The following is a 16,960-nucleotide window of genomic DNA, read 5'->3' as shown; positions in this document are numbered from 1 at the left end:
ACCATGACAGCGGTAGCGCCGCGCGCCGGGTATCCCAGTCGGGCACGCGGTCGATGTCGCTGAGCAGCTCGATGGTTGCGCGCTCGTCGATGCGCACGTCGCGCCCGGCGTCGAGGATCGCGTTGTGCATGCCGAGAAGCGGCGTGCGCATCGACTGCAGTTGGCGGTCGAGCGAGAACCAGGTCGGCACCAGCGCCACCAGCCAGACCGCGGCGACGAAGGCGCTGGCGACCAGCACCACGCGCCGGGCACGGCGGTCGGCGGCCACGCGCCGCGCCACCGGCTGCGCCAGGCCGAACTCGCCGAAGATGCGCGTGGCGAACAGGTCGCGGCAAAACAGCGGCGCGGCGGGCGCGCCAGGCGCCGGCGGCGGCGCGAACGGGTCGGCCGCCACCGTCGCCCGGGGCGCCGCGGGGAGGGCGCGCCCGCTCAGGTAAATGCCGCGCAAGGAGAAGGGCGTGAGCACGGCGTTCGGCCGCATGGCCGCGTGCAGCGCCGCCGGCAGCTGGGCGAGACCCGCCGCGATGCGTTCCGGCATCAGGAAGATCGGCGCGCCATGCTCGCCCGGGTCGCGCCGCGCCGCCAGGGCGCCGGCCAGGCGCCGCAGCCGCGCCACCACCGTTGCCACCGCTTCCTCGCCGACTTCGCGCCGCCATGGCACGGCTGGCGGATGCGGGTTCGACCAGCCGAGCGTCTGGCTACGGGCCCCGGGGGCAGCAGGGCCGCCCATTCGGCAAAGCCGGGCGCGTCCTCGCAACCGGTGACCACCACGTAAACAGGCAGCGCGAGGCCCAGCCGGTCCTGGAGTTCGACCAGCTTGCGGTAGATGCGCTCGCCATCGACAGCGTCGCTGGCGACTTGCGCGAACGGGACGGCCAAGACAATGGCATCGAGCGCGCGTACGCTGCGATGGCGCTCGATCAGGCGCAGGAAGTCGGTCCAGGGGCCGCTGTTGGCTTCCCAGGCGTTCGAGGGCAGCTCGAAAGCGACGCCTTCGGGACTGCGCCACCAGCCGCTGGCTATGCCCTCGCTCGCCGGGACTGCCTCCATGCCGGCGGCGCGCAGCAGGTCGGTCTTGCCGCTGGTGGCGCCGCCGCACACCAGCACGCAGGCCTTCTCGTAGCGGTAGTCGGCCCCCTTCGGATGCAGGGTCCGCAGCGCGCGCGCGAACACACTGGCCTGCAGAGGCAGAACGGCCGCTGGCGGCTGCCCGGTTCCCGCCGCGCGGCGACGGCGCCACCACAGCCAGGCAAACACGCCCAGCACCAGCAACAGCACCAGGACCAGCACGAGGACGATCACCGCGTTGGCGTTCATGCGCGCGCCCCCGATCTGCCGCAGCACGTCGCCGGCGATGGGACGCAATGCCAGCCACACGATCAGCGAGGCCACGAGCGGCACGGCCAGCACGGCGGCCGACAGCAGGTAGGTGCGCATGCGCGAGGACAGCCCGCGGGTGCGCGGCGTTGCGCGCACCAGGTGTTCGTCGGGCGCCTCCGTCAGCACGAAGCCGGGCGCGTCGAGGGGCACTGCGTCCGGGTAGAGGTAAGCAAACAGCTCGGTGCGGCGGCGCGCCAGCTCGGCCGGGCCATCGGGGCGGTCGCGCAGGCGCCCGGCGAACCCGAGGCTGAGGCAATGCAGGTAGACTTCGGCGATGTCGCGCTGCCCGCGATCCTGGCCGTGCAGCACGGCGTCGATCCGTTCGAGCAGGCGTTCGCCGCCGCTGCGCGTCTTGAACAGGCGCCATTCCAGCAGGTATTCGCCCCAGGCCGCGCGGCCGGGCCACGGCTCGTTGAGCAGGGTCTCGTCGACCACGAGCGCAAAGGCATACTGCAGCGCCTCCAGTTGTTCCTCGCCGCTGTACTGGCGCGACCAGGACTGGCGCGCCATGCCCAGGCGGATGTCGCCGAGCGCATCCTGCATGCGCCGCGCTGCCTCGTGCGCCACTTCCAGGCTGACCGCGCCCGGTCCGATGCGGGGTTGCGCCGCCAGCAAGGCGTAAAACGCGTCGACGGCGTCGCGGAACAGCCCGCCGAGCGGATTGCCGTCCTGCAGCCAGCGGGGACGTTCGCGCGGATGCTCGCCTGGCATCGCCCGGGTCTGCACTGCTACCCGTTCGCGCATGGGTTCGCGCATCGGTTCCATGCTAGGTGTCCTTTCCGGCCGGCGCCGCGGTGGCGTTGGAGCGCGGGCGCAGCAACAGCTCGATCGCGAGCGGCTCGATGTAGCCGTCGGCACTGCCGCCGGGCCCGTCGATGCGCAGCGGCAGCGCCGCGTCGAAATAATCGGCGCTGCCGGCATCCACCTGTAGCTGGAACAGGGTGCGGCTGGCGTCCCCGCCCAGGCTTTGCGCCACCCCGGTGGGAGCTGCGCCTTGCCGATGCCACGGATGCGGTGGTGCTGCGGCCGGTCGTTGCGTCCCGCCGAGCAGACCAGGGCTTCCTCGAACCAGCGCCGCATGTCGTCGTCGCTCGCGCGCACCGGTTTCAGGAGCGCCACCACATACGGCGCGGCGCCGCCCAGCATGGCGGGGGCGATCTCGAACTCCTGCTTGCCCAGGCTGCGGAAGGGCGCCCAGTCGAAGTCGGGCGCCAGCTGCGCATGCAGCCTGTCGAGCGCGTCGAGCAGGGCGTGAACCCCGCCGCCAGGTCGCGGTAGTCGAAGCGCGGCAAGGTCGGCAGCACGGCCGCGCCGGTGCCGGCAGCCAGGGCGCCGAGCAGGCGCGCCAGTACGCCGTACAGGACCTGCGGGTGGCTGGTACCGGGCTGGCACATGCTGTCCAGTTCCAGCACCAGCGCACCCAGCACGGGCAGCAGGGCGCGGCGCGCGACAGGGCGTGATGCATCGACCGGGTCGTCCGCCATCTGGGCATAGGCCGAGCGCAGTTTGCGCCCGAGCGCGTGGATGCGCCCATGCAGGACCAGCTCCGTTCCGATGCGCAGCCAGGGGCCGATGTAGCCGGTATCGACCGGCACGCCGCTCGCGCGACGGTACTGCGCCAGCGGCAGCAGCTCGGCATCGGCATAGCCCTGGCCGTGGCCGCACACCAGCAGCAGATTCGGGCGCAGCACCGAGATGACCTCGTCCGCCCCGCCAGGGTTCTGGTCGGCCACGCGCACGCTGCCGTGTTCGAGATAGCGCGGCGGCTCGGGACGGCGCTCCAGCGTCTGCGCCGCCACGGCAAGGCTGATCCGCCAGATGCCCTCGGCGTCGGGCTGGTGCCGTGCCAGGTCGATGGACAGGCGCTGTCCCGGTCCGGCCACCACCGGCAAGCCGTCGGGCATGACCGCTTCCAGGGCGGTGACGGTCACCTCGGTGCCGTCCTGCTCCAGGGCCAGGCGCAGCAGGCCCCAGTGCAGCGGGTCGCGCGCGCGCAGCAGGGCGGCGGCCAGCATCTCGGCGCGCGCCGTGGCTTGCTGGAAGTGGTGCGGCAGCAGCGCCATGCCTTCGTACCAGCGCACCGCATCGGGCAGGCCGGCCAGGCCGGAGGACATTTCGGTAGGTGGATTCATGGGATTGGCATGGTCGTCAGCGCGGCGTGCCGGCCACGCTGGCGTCGATCGCGCCAAACGTGACGACCGCCTTGCGGTAGGGATCGAGGCGCAGGCGGTAGGCGCCCTTGCCCTTGTAGCTGGCGAACAGGACCAGGCCCGCCGCCTTGGCGCCCGCGCAAGGTGCTGGCTGCAGGTGCAGGGTCGCGCCGGGCGGCAGTTCGTAGTCCCAGGAGCGCAGGGTGGCCGGGTAGTCGCGCCGGTAATTGGCCAGCGGGTCGAACCACTGCGCCGCGCTCAGTTCGAGCAGCCTGGCCAGCAGCTGCTCGTCACCGGCGGCGACCAGTTCGATCCGCAGGGGCATGTTGTCATTGGCGTCGCGCGCCACGTCCAGGCGCAAATCGGACAGGGCAATGCGTGGCCCGAACAGGGCGGGCAGGGGAAGGCCGGCTCGCGCATCCGGCGGCCAGCAGGGCCAGTCCCAGCAGGATGGCGCGGCGTGCCCAGGGGGCGTGCGAACTGCCAGTCGAGATGTGCAACGCCCCTCCTTCCGGCACCGCCTGGCGCCCCGATTGCGATCTTCGACCCACCGTGCATAACCAGGAGTCACTCAAGAAATGGAACAAAAATATACACGAAAATTTGATGTGGTTTAAGAAATATATTTTCGATTGCAGACCCCCGCAATGTGGTTTTTTGGGCGTATTCTTTTTTCCCCAAGCACAGGGCAGGAGCGCCCGGCAAGCCGCATGCGGCCGCGCCAAGCTCGTCGTTTCATCCACCTTCCGCGTCCAGCGAGGGCGCGGTTTCTGAAGGAGTAGCGATGTCCGGTATCGACAATGGCCAGCACTGGCTCGACCGCAACCGCCCGCCGCGGGTGCAGATCACATATGACGTGGAAATCGGCGATGCCGTCGAGAAGAAGGAGCTGCCGCTCGTCGTCGGCATCCTTGCCGACCTCGACGGCACCAAGGGCAAGGTCGTCGCCGAGCAGGCCTTCCGCGAAATCGACGGCGACAACTTCGACGAGATGCTCAAGGAGATCGCCCCGACGGTGACGCTGAACCTGCCGGCCAGCAGCCAGCTGGCCGAACACAAGGCGGCCAAGGCCCTGGAAGCGACCTTCACCTTCACCCAGTTCGACCATTTCAACCCGGTCGAGCTGCTCAGGATGGTGCCAGCCCTGAAGGAGCTCTACGAGGAGCGCCAGCGCCTGCGCGACATGCTGGCGCGCCTGGACGGCAACGTGAAGCTGGGCGAACAGCTCGACGCCGAGTTCAGGTCGGTCCGGCCCGCGCCGGGCGGCGCTCCCGAGAAGAGTGGCAAGAGCGGCGGCAAGGCGGAAGAGGACATGGCCGGGGACACTCCGCCCGACCAGGCTTGACACGCGCGCATCCGGACGCGCCATTCCATTCGACGAGAGCAGAACATGACAACCGAAACTGACCTGAAAACAGAACAGCAAGCGGCGCTCGAACACGCCGAACTGAAGGTGAGCAATCCCAGCCTGATCGACATGGTGATCAAGGCCACCTACGACGACACGCAAAAGAAAACCGCCGCCATCATCCTCAAGACCGCGCTCGACGCGGCGCGCGCCGACACGAGCCCGGAGGCAGACTCTGTCAAGGTGATCAGCAAGCGCATCCGCGACATCGATGGCCTGATCAGCGAGCGCCTCGACCAGATCCTCCACAACGAACGGTTCCAGGCCCTCGAGTCGGCCTGGCGCGGCCTGCACCTGCTGGTGTTCGGCACCGAAACGAGCGCGCGCCTGAAGCTCAAGGTCATGAACATCGCTAGAGACGACCTCAAGAACGACCTGGAGAAGGCGGTCGCTTTCGACCAGTCGGCCCTGTTCAAGAAGGTCTACGAGGAAGAATACGGCACCTTCGGCGGCAACCCGTTCAGCGTGCTGATGGCCGACTACAGCTTCGGGCGCAAGGCGCCGGAAATCGGCCTGTTGACCAAGCTGTCGAACGTCGCCGCCGCCGCCCATGCGCCCCTGATCACGGCGGCGGAACCGGAACTGTTTGGCCTGGACTCGTTCACGGAACTGGGCAACCCGCGCGACCTGGCCAAGGCCTTCGAGGGCGCCGATGCCATCAAGTGGAATGCCTTCCGCGACAGCGACGACGCCCGCTACGTGACGCTGGTCATGCCGCGCATGCTGCTGCGCCTGCCGTATGGCGACGCCGGCAACCCGGTCGATGGCCTGGCCTACGAGGAAAACGTGTTCGGGAGCGAGCGCGCCTTTGTGCGCAACGAGGACGGCACGGCGTCAAGCACGCTGTACGGTAGCCGCGCCAGCCACGAACGCTACCTGTGGGGCAATCCGGCCTACGCGCTGACCCAGCGCATCACCGATGCCTTCGCCAAGTACGGCTGGTGCGCGGCGATCCGCGGGGTCGAGGGCGGTGGCGCCGTCAAGGATCTGCCGGTGTTTAACTATCCGGTGGAGGACAGCGGCAAGCTGCGCACCTTGCAGTGCCCGCTGGAGACCAGCATCACCGACCGCCGCGAGAAGGAACTGAGCGACCTCGGTTTCATGGCCCTGTGCCACAAGAAGAACGAGGACCTCGCCGTCTTCTTCGGCGGCCAGACCGCGGCCCGTCCGAAGAAGTACAACAAGGACCTGGCCAATGCGAACGCGTCGATCTCCTCGATGCTGCCTTACGTGCTGGCCGCCTCGCGCTTCGCCCATTACGTGAAGGTGATCATGCGCGACAAGATCGGCTCCTTCACTTCGCGCGAGCAGGTCGAGCGCTACCTCAACAACTGGGTGGCCGACTATGTGCTGGTCAACGACAACGCGCCGCAGTCGCTCAAGGCCCAGTATCCGCTGCGCGAGGCACGCGTCGACGTGGTCAGCGTGCCGGGCAAGGTGGGCGCCTACCGCGCCACCATGTTCCTCAAGCCGCACTTCCAGCTGGAAGAGTTGACGACCTCGATCCGCCTGGTAGCCGACCTGCCGCCCCCGGCGGCCGGCTGATCGGCGCCTGGCAAACAGCGGCGCCCCGCGGGGCGCTCTTCACACAATCACGCAGGCGGCACAGGGCCGCTTGCGCTCCGGAGACACGCATGGACGCAATCATTCTCGACCTGGGCGACACCATCAAGGGCGACTCGGCGCTGGAAGGCTATACCGACAAGATCGAACTGATGTCGTACAGCCACAACGTGGCGATGCAGGTGACCAACGACGTCAGCAACAGGGAGCGCACCTCGGGCCGCCCCCACATCGGCGAATTCACCGTCACCAAGTTCCTCGATGGCTCGACGCCGACGCTGAACGAATACTGCTGCGCTGGCAAGTCGATCCCCACAGCCATGATCACGGTGGGGCGCAACTCGGGCGACGACAGCGGCAAGACGGTGCCGCTGATCGTCTATACGCTGTCGAACGCCATCATCTCGAATGTCAGCGTCAGCGGCGGCTCGGGCGGCAAGCCGGTGGAAACCCTGTCGCTGAACTTCACCGCCATCAAGTGGGAGCTCACTTCGCAGAAGACCGACGGCAGCAAGGAAGGCACGGCAGCGGCCACCTGGGACCTGTCGAACAACAAGCTCGTCAAGTAAGGGCGCTTCGTGGACCTTGCACGCGATGCGCACCGGCTGCCGCTGTTCGAGCGCCTGGGCCCGGACGGGCACGGGCGCGCCCTCGACGCGCCTGGCCTGCGCGCCTCGATCGGACGCGAACTGGCACGGCTCCTGAACGCACGCAGCGTGCCGGTGCCTGGACGGCAGCTCAGCGTCATCGACTATGGCTTGCCCGACCCGTCCACGCTGTATGCGGCCAATGCCGAAGACCGCGAGGTGCTGGCGCGCGCTGTGCTGCGGGCGATCGTCGCCTTCGAGCCGCGCCTCCTGGTGCCGCGCGTGGAGATCGTGCCCGACCCTGATGCGCGCGTGCTGCGCGTGGGCGTGTCGGGCGCGGTGCGCTTCGATGGCAGGGTCGGCCCGGCGCGCTACAGCGTGGCGCTCGGATCGGGCGGCGCTATCGTGCAGGCGCTGGAGGACGCATGAAGGCTGCCGGCGCCGACGGCGCGCGCCTGCGCGAAGACTACGAGCGCGAGCTGCGCTACCTGCGCAATGCGGGAGCCACCTTCGCGCGCGAGCACCCGGAGGTGGCGGCGCGCCTGGAACTGTCCAGCGAAGGCAGCGCCGACCCGCACGTCGAGCGCCTGCTGGAGGGTTTCGCCTTCCTGGCCGCGCGCCTGCACCGCACGTTTGACGAGAGCACCTCGAGCCTGGCCGCGACCCTGCTCGAGCAGCTGTTCCCGCACGCGGCGCGGCCGCTCCCGTCGAGCAGCATCGTCCACGTCGATCCGGATACCGCGAAGATCGACCTCGGCACCGGCTACGACCTGGCGCGCGGCGGCGCCATGTTCGTCGATACGGCCGACGGCACCACCATCCGCTTCCAGAGCCGCTTTCCGCTGACGCTATGGCCGCTGCGGGTGGCGCGCAGCGCGCTGCTGACCGAGCGCCTGGACGACCTGTCGCGCCATCCGGACAAGCGCAGCGTGTTGTCGCTGCGCCTGGCCTTTCCCTTGACCTTCGACCCGGCGGCGGCGAACCTCGGACGCCTGCGCTTTCATGTGAAGGGCTCGAACGATGCGGCCGCGCGCCTGTGCGACCTGCTGTACGCGCACACGCTGGAAGTGCGCTGGCGCGATGCCGCCGGGCGCGGCGGCGTGCTGGACAGCTTGCCGCGCTTCGTCGGCCTGGATGCGGAGGAAGCGCTGCTGCCCGAGCACGACGACACCCACCCGGGCCTGCGCCTGCTGCTGGAATATTTTTCCTGCCCGGCCAAGTTCCAGTTCTTCGAGCTCGATTGCGCGCAGCTCGGGCGCCACGCCGGCGTGCCGCCGGGGCCGTGGAGCGGGCCTGGTGCGAGCTGCTGTTCGTGCTGGGCGCCCGGCCCATCGAGACGCTGGAGCTCGAGCCCGACGCGCTCATGCTGGGCTGCACGCCGGTGCTGAACCTGTTCCCGCGCACTTCCGAGCCGGTGCGGGTGGATGGCACCCGTTCGCAGTACAAGCTGGTGGCCGACGTGCACCGCGAGCGCGCCACCGAGATCTACAGCATCGAGGAAGTGGCGGCCATCGTGCCCGGCGAGCGCGCCGCGACCCTGCCACGCTTCTTCGGCGCTCACGGGACGAACAGGACGGCGCGCCAGGTCTACTGGCATGCGCGCCGCGGCCCGGCCTTCAAGGCCGCGCTGGGCGGGACCGACATGCGCCTGCTGCTGGTCGACCCGGCCTGCGACCCGGCTGTGCCGGCAACGCGTACGCTGGTGGCCAGGCTGCTGTGCACCAACCGCGGCCTGGCCGAGACGCTGCCGGCCGGCACCCGGCTGGACACCGAGGACGCGGGCGCCATCGGTGCGATCCGCCTGCTGCATGCACCCAGCCGGCAATCGCTGGCCCGGCCCGACGGCGCGGCGCGCTGGCAGCTGGTGTCGCAGCTGTCGCTGAACCACCTGTCGCTGGCCGACGGACCGGAGGGCTTGCTGCGCCTGAAGGAATTGCTGGCCCTGAACAACCTGGGCGGCAGCGTCGTGGCCGACCGCCAGATCGGCGCGCTGGCGGCGCTGCGCTGCCGGCGCGTCACGCGCCATGTGGGGGGCGACCCCTGGCACGGCTACCGGCGCGGCTATGCGCTGACCCTGCGCCTGGCGCCGGACGGCATGCGCGGCAGTTCCATCTGCCTGTTCGGCGCCGTGCTGCAGCGTTTCCTGGCGCTGTATGGCGGCGTGAACACGTTTGTGGAGCTGACGATCGAGCACGACGACGGCCGTGTGGCCGGCCACTGGGGCGCGCTCGCCAGCGCGCAGCTGCCGCTGTGACCAGCAGATCCGCGCCTTCCTGGCGGCGCGCCTGCAGGCGGCGCCCGGGGAGTTCGATTTCGTCCAGGCCGTCGACCTGCTCGAACAACTGGCGCGCGCACAGGGGATGGCCCCCGTCCCACTGGGCGAGGGGAGCGATCCATCGCGCGAAGCGGTGAGCCTGCGCGCGCCCTTCGAGTTCGGCTTCCGTCCGCTGCCGCTCGAGGACATGCACGCCGGCGCCGGCGGGCCGCCGCGCCTCTTCGTCAACTTCCTCGGCCTGGCCGGCAGCGACGGGCCGCTGCCCGAGCCCTACGTCGACCTGGTCCGGACCAGCCTGCTCGCGCGCGACGGGGCGAGCGCGGATTTCCTCGGCATTTTCCAGCACCGCTTGCTGTCTTATGCCTGGCGCGCGGCCGATGCAATGCGTTGCGCGGGGCCGTTCAGCGCACCGGGCGCGGGGCCGCTGGCGCCTGCACTGCGCGCCCTGGCCGGCGCATCGGACGACGAAGCGCGAGCGCCATTGTTTGCGCACCTGCCGGCGGCGTCCCAGGCGCGACGGTCGCTGCATGGCCTGTGCATCCTGCTGGGACGCTGTTTCGGCATGCGCGTGAGCGGGCGCGAAGCGGCGGGGCGCTGGCTCGACCTGGAGCCCGGGCTGCGCAGCAGCCCGGGCGGTCCGGCCGCAACCACCGGCTCGGCCGCGGCGCGGTGCTGGGGCGGCGCGCCTGGCAGCCGGACGGCGCGATCGCGCTCGATTTCGGCACGCTGCCGGCAGCCTTGTTCCGCGACCTGCTGCCGGGCGGCGCGCGCCATGCCGACCTGGCCCGGCTGTGCGCCTGGTTTACCTGGGGCCGGACCTGGACTGCCGCATCGGCATGGCCTGCCTGCCCGAGCATGCCGACTGCGTGCTGTCCGAAGGCTGCCGCCTGGGGCAGGGCGCCTGGCTCGGCAAGGCAGGGGACTCGCATACCGCCGCTTTCACCCTGGCGGCGCCCGGCGCTGCCACGCATGAGGACTCCGCATGAGCCTGGACTACGGCGCCCTCGTCGCCACACTGAACCCCCATTGCACCGGCGCGCTGGAAGCGGCGATCGGCAGCTGCATGGCGCAGCAGCACTTCCACGTCGAAGCCGAGCACCTGCTGCTGGAACTGCTGCGCACGCCGAACAACGACCTGTCCTGCGTGCTGGCCGAATGCGCGATCGGCGCGGCCGTTCTGGAAGCGGAGCTGCGCATGGCGCTCGAGGCGGTCCGGCGCGGCAACGTGCGCAAACCGCCGCTGGGGGCGGCCTTTGTCAGCCTGCTGCAGGAAGCCTGGGTCATCGCCAGCCTGCACCTGCGCCAGCCGCAGGTACGCTCCGGCACGCTCTTGCTGGCGCTGCTGGAACACGAGGGCGCGCGCGCCCAGCTGGCGGCTGGCGGCTCGTCGCTGCTGCGCATCGGCCGCGACACCCTGCGCACATCCCTGCCCATCTGGTGCGCGGCGTCGATCGAGAACGGACCCGCGCCTGCCGAGCGTGCCGGCGCGCGGGCTCAAGAGACAGGCGCGCTCGCCGACTACACCGAGGACCTGACCGCCGCGGCCCAAGCCGGTGCCATCGATCCCGTCACCGGCCGCGATGGCGAAATCCGCCAGGTCATCGACATCCTGCTGCGCCGGCGCCAGAACAACCCGATCCTGGTCGGCGCGCCGGGCGTCGGCAAGACGGCCGTGGCGGAAGGCCTGGCGCGCCGCATCGCCGAGGGCGACGTGCCGCCGCGCCTGCAGGGCGTCAGCCTGCGCACGCTGGACCTGGCGCTGCTGCAGGCCGGCGCCGGCGTCAAGGGCGAATTCGAGGAACGGCTAAAACGCGTGATCGCGGAAGTCAGCGCTTCGCCGGCACCGGTCATCCTCTTCATCGACGAGGCGCACACGCTGATCGGCGCGGGCGGTACGGCGGGCCAGGGCGACGCGGCCAACCTGCTCAAACCCGCGCTGGCACGCGGCGCCCTGCGCACGATCGCGGCCACCACCTGGCTCGAATACAAGAAGTACATCGAAAGGATCCGGCGCTGGCGCGGCGCTTCCAGCTGGTGCAGGTGGAGGAGCCGGGCGAGGAGGCGGCGACGGCGATGCTGCGCGGGGTGGCGGCGCGCCTCGAGCAGCACCACGGCGTGACCATCCTGGAAGGCGCGGTGCGCGACGCGGTGGCGCTGTCGCACCGCTACCTGCCCGAGCGCCAGCTGCCGGACAAGGCGATCTCGGTGCTCGACACCGCCTGCGCACGCGTCGCGCTCGGGCAGCACGACACGCCGCCCCAGGTGGAGGGTGCGCGCCGGCGCATCGCCGCGCTCGAGGAGGAGCTGGCGCGCCTGCGCCGCGAAAGCGCGACCGGCCTCGCGCACGGAGAGCGGATTGCCGCCCTGGCCGCGGAACGGGAGGAAATGGGCGCCAGCCTTGCCGCGCTGGCGCTGCGCTGGGAAGAGGAACGCCTGGCCGTGCACGAGATCCTGCGCTTGCGCCAGCGAATCGCCGCGGCCGATGCATCGGAAGACGACGAGGACGGGCCGGGCAGCCTGATGCTGCAGCTGCAGCGCCTGGAAGCGGGTCTGGAAGCGATCCGCCAGGACGATCCGATGGTGCCGGTGTGCGTCGATTCGAAGGCGGTGGCCGCGGTAATCGGCGGCTGGACCGGCATCCCGGTCGGGAAGATGCTGGCCGACGAGAGCCACGCGGTGCGCACCCTGGCCGCGCGCCTGGCGCGGCGGGTGATCGGCCAGGATGACGCCCTGGCGCTGGTGGCCAACCGCATCAAGGCCTATCGCGCGGGCCTGCTCGACCCGGACAAGCCGGTCGGCGTGTTCCTGCTGGCCGGGCCGTCCGGGGTTGGCAAGACCGAGACCGCCTACGCGCTGGCCGACGCCCTGTACGGGGGCGAGCGCAACCTCGTGACGATCAACATGGCCGAGTACCAGGAAGCGCACACGGTCTCCCAGCTCAAGGGCGCGCCGCCGGGCTATGTCGGCTACGGCAGCGGCGGCGTGCTGACCGAAGCCGTGCGGCGGCGGCCCTACAGCGTGGTGCTGCTCGACGAATTCGAAAAGGCCCACCCGGACGTGCTGGAAGCCTTCTACAACGTGTTCGACAAGGGCGCGATGGAGGACGGCACCGGGCTGACCGTCGACTTCCGCAACACCGTGATCCTGGCCACCTCGAACGCCGGCGCCGAACTGGTGCTGCAGGCTTGCACCGGCGCGGCCCGTCCGGCGGCACGGACGCTGGCCGCGCGCCTGGCGCCGCAGCTCTCCGCCATCTTCAAGCCGGCGCTGCTGGCGCGGATGGCGGTCGTGCCCTACCTGGCATTGAGTGACGCAGCCCTGCGCGGCATCGTGCGCCAGAAGCTCGATCGCGTGGCCGAGCGCGCCGCGGCGGGCGACCCCGATTTCGCCGGCTTCGGCGAGGACACGGTGGACTGGGTCTTGCAGCGCTGCGGCGCGCTTGGCGCGCGCGAGATCGACCGGGTAATCATGGACGAACTGGCGACGTCGCTGGCCGACGCCATCCTGGAACGGCACGGCATCTAGGGCGCGGGACACGCGCCCCTACAGGAGGAGGGGGACATGGGAAGACAGGTAGTGGCCTTTGACGGCAGCAATATCGGCAATGTGCTGGTCGACGATACCGCCTGGGCGAAAGCCCTGCTGGTGATTGTCGATCCGCGCAACACGGAGTCGAAGAACCGCGAGCGCATCGCCGTGGCCAAGCTGCTCGAGGCGGGCCTGGCATGTACGGTGGCGAGCGACGAGAGCTACGACGTGCAGGTGGGCGTGAACGGCGACATCGGCGACAACATCCGTACCGTACGCGGCGGCACCCACCTGCGCAAGACCGCGGCCAGCATACGCGCCGATATCAAGACCCTGTATCCGAGCCACGATTTCCGCAGCCAGTCGGCGAGCGGCGTCGGCGCCGGCGTGATCGGCACCGAGCAGGACCATATCCTGGGGCAGATCGACAAGGCCGTGGCCAAGGAAAACCGCCAGGGCAACGCCTGCCTGTTCGACCTGTCCTATGTGACGCCGGGGACGCGCCAGGGCCTGGTCGGGATCATCCACAACTCCGTGTCCAATGCCATCACCCTCGAGTACGACCGCGACGGCAAGGAGCTGCATGTGGCGCTGCCCGGGGTTTTCGAATTCCACCGCGGCAGCTGGTACCGCTGATCATCCGGGAGAGACCGACATGCATGCCGACGTGTTGCTGAGCATCGACAGGGGCGCCTTGCCGGCGCGCGAGCAGGGAGTGATCGGGGACATCCGCCAGCGCAACGCCGACATCAAGTCCGGCACGGTGGCCTTCGACCTTGCCGCCCCTTACCGTAGCGCTTCCCTGGGCTTTGCCGACATCCGCAGCGCCCATGGCCTGGCGACGATGCGCATCCCCGCCGTGGCGCCGGCGCGCATGCGCACCCTGTTCTCGACCCGCGGCGAGATCGGCAACCTGTACGTGCACGCCGGCAGCGACAAGAAGAAGGTCAAGCTGTGCTGGCTGAGCTATGCGCAGGAATACGCGCCGGCCCACGTGGCCGGGCGCATCCCCACCCTGGTCGAATTCAACGGCAACAATGCGCAAAGCCGCATCCTGATCGACTACGCGCGCGACCTGGTGTTCTACACGGCCAACCATTACGCCAGCTACCAGCTGGTTACCTTCAACGGCCAGCCGGCGCGCACGATGGACCATATCTGATGCCCGGCCATGCCGACAGCAGCGCAACCGGTCTGGCCTTGTCGGCAGCCGCCCCGCTCGACACCCTGTTCCCGCAGCGGCTCGAGGGCGAGGAGCTGCTCGGTGGCCTGTTCGGCTGGCGCTGGAATGCCGCGGCACCGACGCCGCCATCGTGCTGGCCGACGCGCTGGGCAAGCATGTCAGCCTGACCCTGCGCGCCGGGACCGTCGAGCGGCCCTTCGACGGCATGTGCGCATCGATCCGCCAGCGCCCGGCCGAGGAAGGCTTCGCCGTGTATGTGCTGGAACTGCGGCCCTGGCTGTGGTGGCTGAGCTTGTCGTCCGACTACCGCATCTTCCAGGCGAAAAGCGTGCCCGACATCGTCGAGGCGGTGTTTGCCGCGGCCGCTTACACCGACTACGAGCTGCGGCTGTCCGGCAGCTACGAGCCGCGCGAGTATTGCGTGCAGTACGGCGAGACCGATTTTGCTTTCGTCGCGCGCCTGCTGGAAGAAGAGGGCATCCACTACTTCTTCATCCATGCGACCGGTGTGCACACGCTGGTGCTGGCCGACAGTACTGACGCCTGGCCGGTCTGCCCGGGCGGCGCCACCATCGACTTCATGCCGCCCGCAATCGGCGCGCGCGAATTGCAGGCCATCCGCGCGGGAGAACTGGGACTGCAGGCCGGCAGTACCGCCTTTCGCACCGGCGACTATGCCTTCGTCACCCCGGCCACCTCGCTGGCGGCGCTGGCGGAAGGCGGCCAGCCGGCGCGGGTGGTGGCGGAATACCCGGGCGGCTACGCCACCAAGGCGGCCGGCGAAGCCCTGGCGAAGCAGCGCATGGAGGAGCTGAATTCACGCGGCCGCTGCCTGTCCGGCACCAGCGACAGCCGGGCGCTGGTGCCCGGCCATACGTTTCTCCTGGCTGGGCACGAGCGTCCCGACGCCAATGTCGAGTGGGTGGTCGAACGGGTAGGCCATGCGTTCTCGCACCTGGCCTACGAAAACAGCTTTTCGGCGCTGCCGCGCGACGTGGCTTACCGCCCGCAGCGCGCGACACCGCGCCCGCGCATCCACGGCAGCCAGACCGCGGTCGTGGTGGGCAAGAGCGGCGAAGAGATCTGGACCGACGAGCACGGGCGCATCAAGGTGCAGTTCCATTGGGACCGCGCCGGCAAGAACGACGAGAACAGCTCGTGCTGGGTCCGCGTGGCCCAGGCCTGGGCCGGCAAGGGTTGGGGGCGCAGTTCATCCCGCGCGTCGGGCAGGAAGTGGTGGTGAGCTTCCTCGACGGCGACCCGGACCGGCCGCTCGTCACCGGCTGCGTCTACAACGGCGCCAATCCGCTGCCCTACGCCTTGCCGGCGGAGGCGGCCACCAGCAGCCTGAAAAGCCAGTCGACGAAGGGCGGCGAAGGGTTCAACGAGATCCGCCTGAACGACAGGAAGGATGCCGAAGAACTCTACCTGCACGCGCAGAAGGACATGAAGACCGCCGTCCTGAACGACGCGGTGCGCGAGGTGGGCCACGACGACAAGCGCACGGTCAGGAACGACCAGACCCTGGAAGTCCAGGAAGGCAACCGCAGCGTCACCGTCACCAGGGGCAACCTGACGACCAGCGTCGCTGCCGGCAACGAGACGGCGACCGTGAAGGGCACCCGCAGCGTCACGGTCGAGGGCGCGGAGACCCACGACAGCCGCGCCGATTTCACCCACGAGGTGGGCGGCAAGTACACCCTCACCATCAAGGGCGACCTCACCATCGACGTCAGCGGGAAGATCGTCCTGAAGGCTGGCACCAGCATCGCGATCGAGGCCGGCACGTCGCTCGGCAGCAAGGCCGGCACCGACCTGAGTGCCGAGGCGGGCACCAGCCTGCTGAACAAGGCCGGCACCTCGCTGACGAACGAGGCGGGGCTGTCGCTGACCAGCAAGGCCGGCGCCAGCCAGACCGTCGACGGCGGCGGCATGCTGACGCTCAAGGGCGGACTGGTGAAAGTCAACTGAGAAGGAAACCGCATGGACAGGCAGCCATTCCAACTACTCGAAGCGGACGGCGCCCTGCAGATGCAGGGCGCGCTGGCCGACGGAAAGCTCGACGGCGTGCTGCAGGTGCACGCGCACGGGGCGCCGGGGCCGCACTGTCGTTCGTGGGTGGCGTGCAGCAGGGCGAGTGCATCATCCTGTACGCGCCGCACCGGCCCTCGGCGCGTTTGCACTTCCTCGACGGCCGCCTCGACGGCCCGGCCGAGTTCTACTCGATCGAGGGCGTGCTGGTGCGCCGCACCCACTACCGCCAGGGCCAGCTGCACGGCCTGCAGCAGGATTTCTACCCGAACGGGCTGCTGTTCGAGGAAACGACCTATGTACGCGGTTTGCCGGACGGCTTGTGGCGCCGTTTCCATCCGAACGGTGCGATGTCGGAGCGGCGCCAGTTTGGCGCAGGTGTGCCATTGACGGTGCTCGAGCGTTTCGACGCGCGCGGCCTCCCGCAGGCGGCCTAGCATGGGGCTTGCGGTCTGCATGGGTGCCAGCCTGCAGTGCAGCTTCGGGGCCGCGCCCAGCACGCTGGTGGTGCTGCCTGCCAACCGGGTGCTGGTCGGCGGGGTGCCGGCCGCGAACATTGCCGACTGCGCGCCCATCGTCAACGTGCCGCCCTTCGGTGTGTGCACCAGCATGGCCAACCCTGCCGTGGCGGCGGCCACGGCGGCGGCCCTCGGCGTACTGACGCCCATGCCCTGCATGCCCGTGCCAGCGGGGATGTGGATGGTGGGCGCGCCGACGGTGATGGTCGGGCCGATGCCGGCCCTGAACAGCGATTCCAAGCTGATGTGCGCGTGGGGCGGCGTGATCGGGGTGCTGGCTCCCGGCCAAGGGACGGTGATGACACCCTGAGCCGGACGCGCCGCTGCCCCCGGCTGC

The 16,960-nt window shown here is 69.9% G+C and carries 19 protein-coding genes and 3 pseudogenes; 17 read left to right on the top strand and 5 right to left on the bottom strand.

The features are described from left to right. Window positions 1-286: 286 nt before the first annotated feature. The 5 genes and pseudogenes from G4G28_RS29215 to G4G28_RS13565 all read right to left on the bottom strand — a co-directional run. Window positions 287-649: pseudogene (locus G4G28_RS29215) on the bottom strand (type VI secretion protein IcmF/TssM N-terminal domain-containing protein); the annotation flags it as partial. After that, window positions 538-2,091 (bottom strand): DotU/TssL family secretion system protein, encoded by a 1,554-nt coding sequence (locus G4G28_RS13580; RefSeq protein ID WP_374039800.1) that lies wholly within the window; start codon window positions 2,089-2,091, stop codon window positions 538-540. The pseudogene G4G28_RS29215 and the gene G4G28_RS13580, both read right to left, overlap by 112 nt. Window positions 2,092-2,146: 55 nt before the next feature. Continuing rightward, window positions 2,147-2,356: a hypothetical protein gene (locus G4G28_RS13575; protein ID WP_183107460.1), complete on the bottom strand. Its 210-nt coding sequence runs from the start codon at window positions 2,354-2,356 to the stop codon at window positions 2,147-2,149. Between the two features lie 130 nt (window positions 2,357-2,486). After that, complete coding sequence (gene tssK, locus G4G28_RS13570; RefSeq protein ID WP_183107459.1) at window positions 2,487-3,512, bottom strand: type VI secretion system baseplate subunit TssK; 1,026 nt, start codon at window positions 3,510-3,512, stop codon at window positions 2,487-2,489. Between the two features lie 16 nt (window positions 3,513-3,528). Beyond that, the gene (locus G4G28_RS13565) at window positions 3,529-3,855 is read right to left on the bottom strand and encodes a hypothetical protein (RefSeq protein WP_183107458.1); all 327 of its coding nucleotides are present in this window, start codon (window positions 3,853-3,855) and stop codon (window positions 3,529-3,531) included. A gap of 459 nt (window positions 3,856-4,314) precedes the next feature. Here G4G28_RS13565 and tssB point away from each other — a divergent pair, with 459 nt between their 5' ends. The 17 genes and pseudogenes from tssB to G4G28_RS13495 all read left to right on the top strand — a co-directional run bounded on the left by tssB (window position 4,315) and on the right by G4G28_RS13495 (window position 16,933). Further along, entirely contained in the window at window positions 4,315-4,875 is a 561-nt protein-coding gene (gene tssB, locus G4G28_RS13560) for a type VI secretion system contractile sheath small subunit (protein ID WP_182988667.1), read from the top strand. A gap of 45 nt (window positions 4,876-4,920) precedes the next feature. After that, window positions 4,921-6,483, top strand: a complete 1,563-nt coding sequence (gene tssC / locus G4G28_RS13555) for a type VI secretion system contractile sheath large subunit (protein ID WP_182988666.1) — start codon at window positions 4,921-4,923, stop codon at window positions 6,481-6,483. A gap of 89 nt (window positions 6,484-6,572) precedes the next feature. Next, on the top strand, window positions 6,573-7,070 hold the full coding sequence (locus G4G28_RS13550) for an Hcp family type VI secretion system effector (protein ID WP_182988665.1): 498 nt from the start codon (window positions 6,573-6,575) through the stop codon (window positions 7,068-7,070). 9 nt (window positions 7,071-7,079) lie between these two features. After that, a complete protein-coding gene (tssE, locus tag G4G28_RS13545; protein ID WP_182988664.1) occupies window positions 7,080-7,517 on the top strand; it encodes a type VI secretion system baseplate subunit TssE in 438 nt (145 codons plus the stop codon). Continuing rightward, the gene (locus G4G28_RS27535; RefSeq protein ID WP_183107457.1) at window positions 7,514-8,476 is read left to right on the top strand and encodes a type VI secretion system baseplate subunit TssF; all 963 of its coding nucleotides are present in this window, start codon (window positions 7,514-7,516) and stop codon (window positions 8,474-8,476) included. The genes tssE and G4G28_RS27535 overlap by 4 nt, the downstream gene beginning before the upstream one ends. Further along, the gene (locus tag G4G28_RS27530; RefSeq protein ID WP_183107456.1) at window positions 8,371-9,342 is read left to right on the top strand and encodes a type VI secretion system baseplate subunit TssF; all 972 of its coding nucleotides are present in this window, start codon (window positions 8,371-8,373) and stop codon (window positions 9,340-9,342) included. The genes G4G28_RS27535 and G4G28_RS27530 overlap by 106 nt, the downstream gene beginning before the upstream one ends. Then, window positions 9,293-9,955, top strand: a pseudogene (locus G4G28_RS29210) (type VI secretion system baseplate subunit TssG); the annotation flags it as partial. The gene G4G28_RS27530 and the pseudogene G4G28_RS29210, both read left to right, overlap by 50 nt. Next, a pseudogene (locus G4G28_RS29205) lies at window positions 9,898-10,107 on the top strand (hypothetical protein); the annotation flags it as partial. The pseudogenes G4G28_RS29210 and G4G28_RS29205, both read left to right, overlap by 58 nt. A gap of 238 nt (window positions 10,108-10,345) precedes the next feature. After that, window positions 10,346-11,482 carry an AAA family ATPase gene (locus G4G28_RS26215; protein ID WP_202033644.1) on the top strand — a complete coding sequence of 379 codons (1,137 nt, stop codon included), beginning with the start codon at window positions 10,346-10,348 and terminating at the stop codon, window positions 11,480-11,482. Continuing rightward, entirely contained in the window at window positions 11,398-12,888 is a 1,491-nt protein-coding gene (locus G4G28_RS26210; RefSeq protein WP_229507626.1) for an AAA family ATPase, read from the top strand. Before G4G28_RS26215 ends, G4G28_RS26210 begins: the two co-directional genes overlap by 85 nt. 36 nt (window positions 12,889-12,924) lie before the next feature. Further along, window positions 12,925-13,527: a hypothetical protein gene (locus G4G28_RS13520; RefSeq protein WP_182988661.1), complete on the top strand. Its 603-nt coding sequence runs from the start codon at window positions 12,925-12,927 to the stop codon at window positions 13,525-13,527. 19 nt (window positions 13,528-13,546) lie between these two features. Further along, on the top strand, window positions 13,547-14,053 hold the full coding sequence (locus G4G28_RS13515) for a hypothetical protein (RefSeq protein WP_182988660.1): 507 nt from the start codon (window positions 13,547-13,549) through the stop codon (window positions 14,051-14,053). Then, window positions 14,053-14,241 (top strand): hypothetical protein, encoded by a 189-nt coding sequence (locus G4G28_RS13510; RefSeq protein ID WP_183107455.1) that lies wholly within the window; start codon window positions 14,053-14,055, stop codon window positions 14,239-14,241. Before G4G28_RS13515 ends, G4G28_RS13510 begins: the two co-directional genes overlap by 1 nt. Further along, window positions 14,205-15,317 (top strand): type VI secretion system tip protein TssI/VgrG, encoded by a 1,113-nt coding sequence (gene tssI, locus G4G28_RS24780; protein ID WP_202033847.1) that lies wholly within the window; start codon window positions 14,205-14,207, stop codon window positions 15,315-15,317. The genes G4G28_RS13510 and tssI overlap by 37 nt, the downstream gene beginning before the upstream one ends. Then, entirely contained in the window at window positions 15,314-16,045 is a 732-nt protein-coding gene (locus G4G28_RS24775; protein WP_202033632.1) for a hypothetical protein, read from the top strand. The genes tssI and G4G28_RS24775 overlap by 4 nt, the downstream gene beginning before the upstream one ends. Window positions 16,046-16,188: 143 nt before the next feature. Beyond that, window positions 16,189-16,542: a toxin-antitoxin system YwqK family antitoxin gene (locus G4G28_RS13500; protein WP_182988659.1), complete on the top strand. Its 354-nt coding sequence runs from the start codon at window positions 16,189-16,191 to the stop codon at window positions 16,540-16,542. Between the two features lies 1 nt (window position 16,543). After that, entirely contained in the window at window positions 16,544-16,933 is a 390-nt protein-coding gene (locus tag G4G28_RS13495; RefSeq protein WP_182988658.1) for a DUF4280 domain-containing protein, read from the top strand. Window positions 16,934-16,960 lie beyond the last annotated feature (27 nt).

It is taken from the genome of Massilia sp. Dwa41.01b (assembly GCF_014171775.1).
GTDB lineage: Bacteria > Pseudomonadota > Gammaproteobacteria > Burkholderiales > Burkholderiaceae_D > Telluria.
The sequence above is the reverse complement of the archived record's forward strand: the minus strand, read 5'-3'. Positions and strand labels throughout refer to the sequence as shown.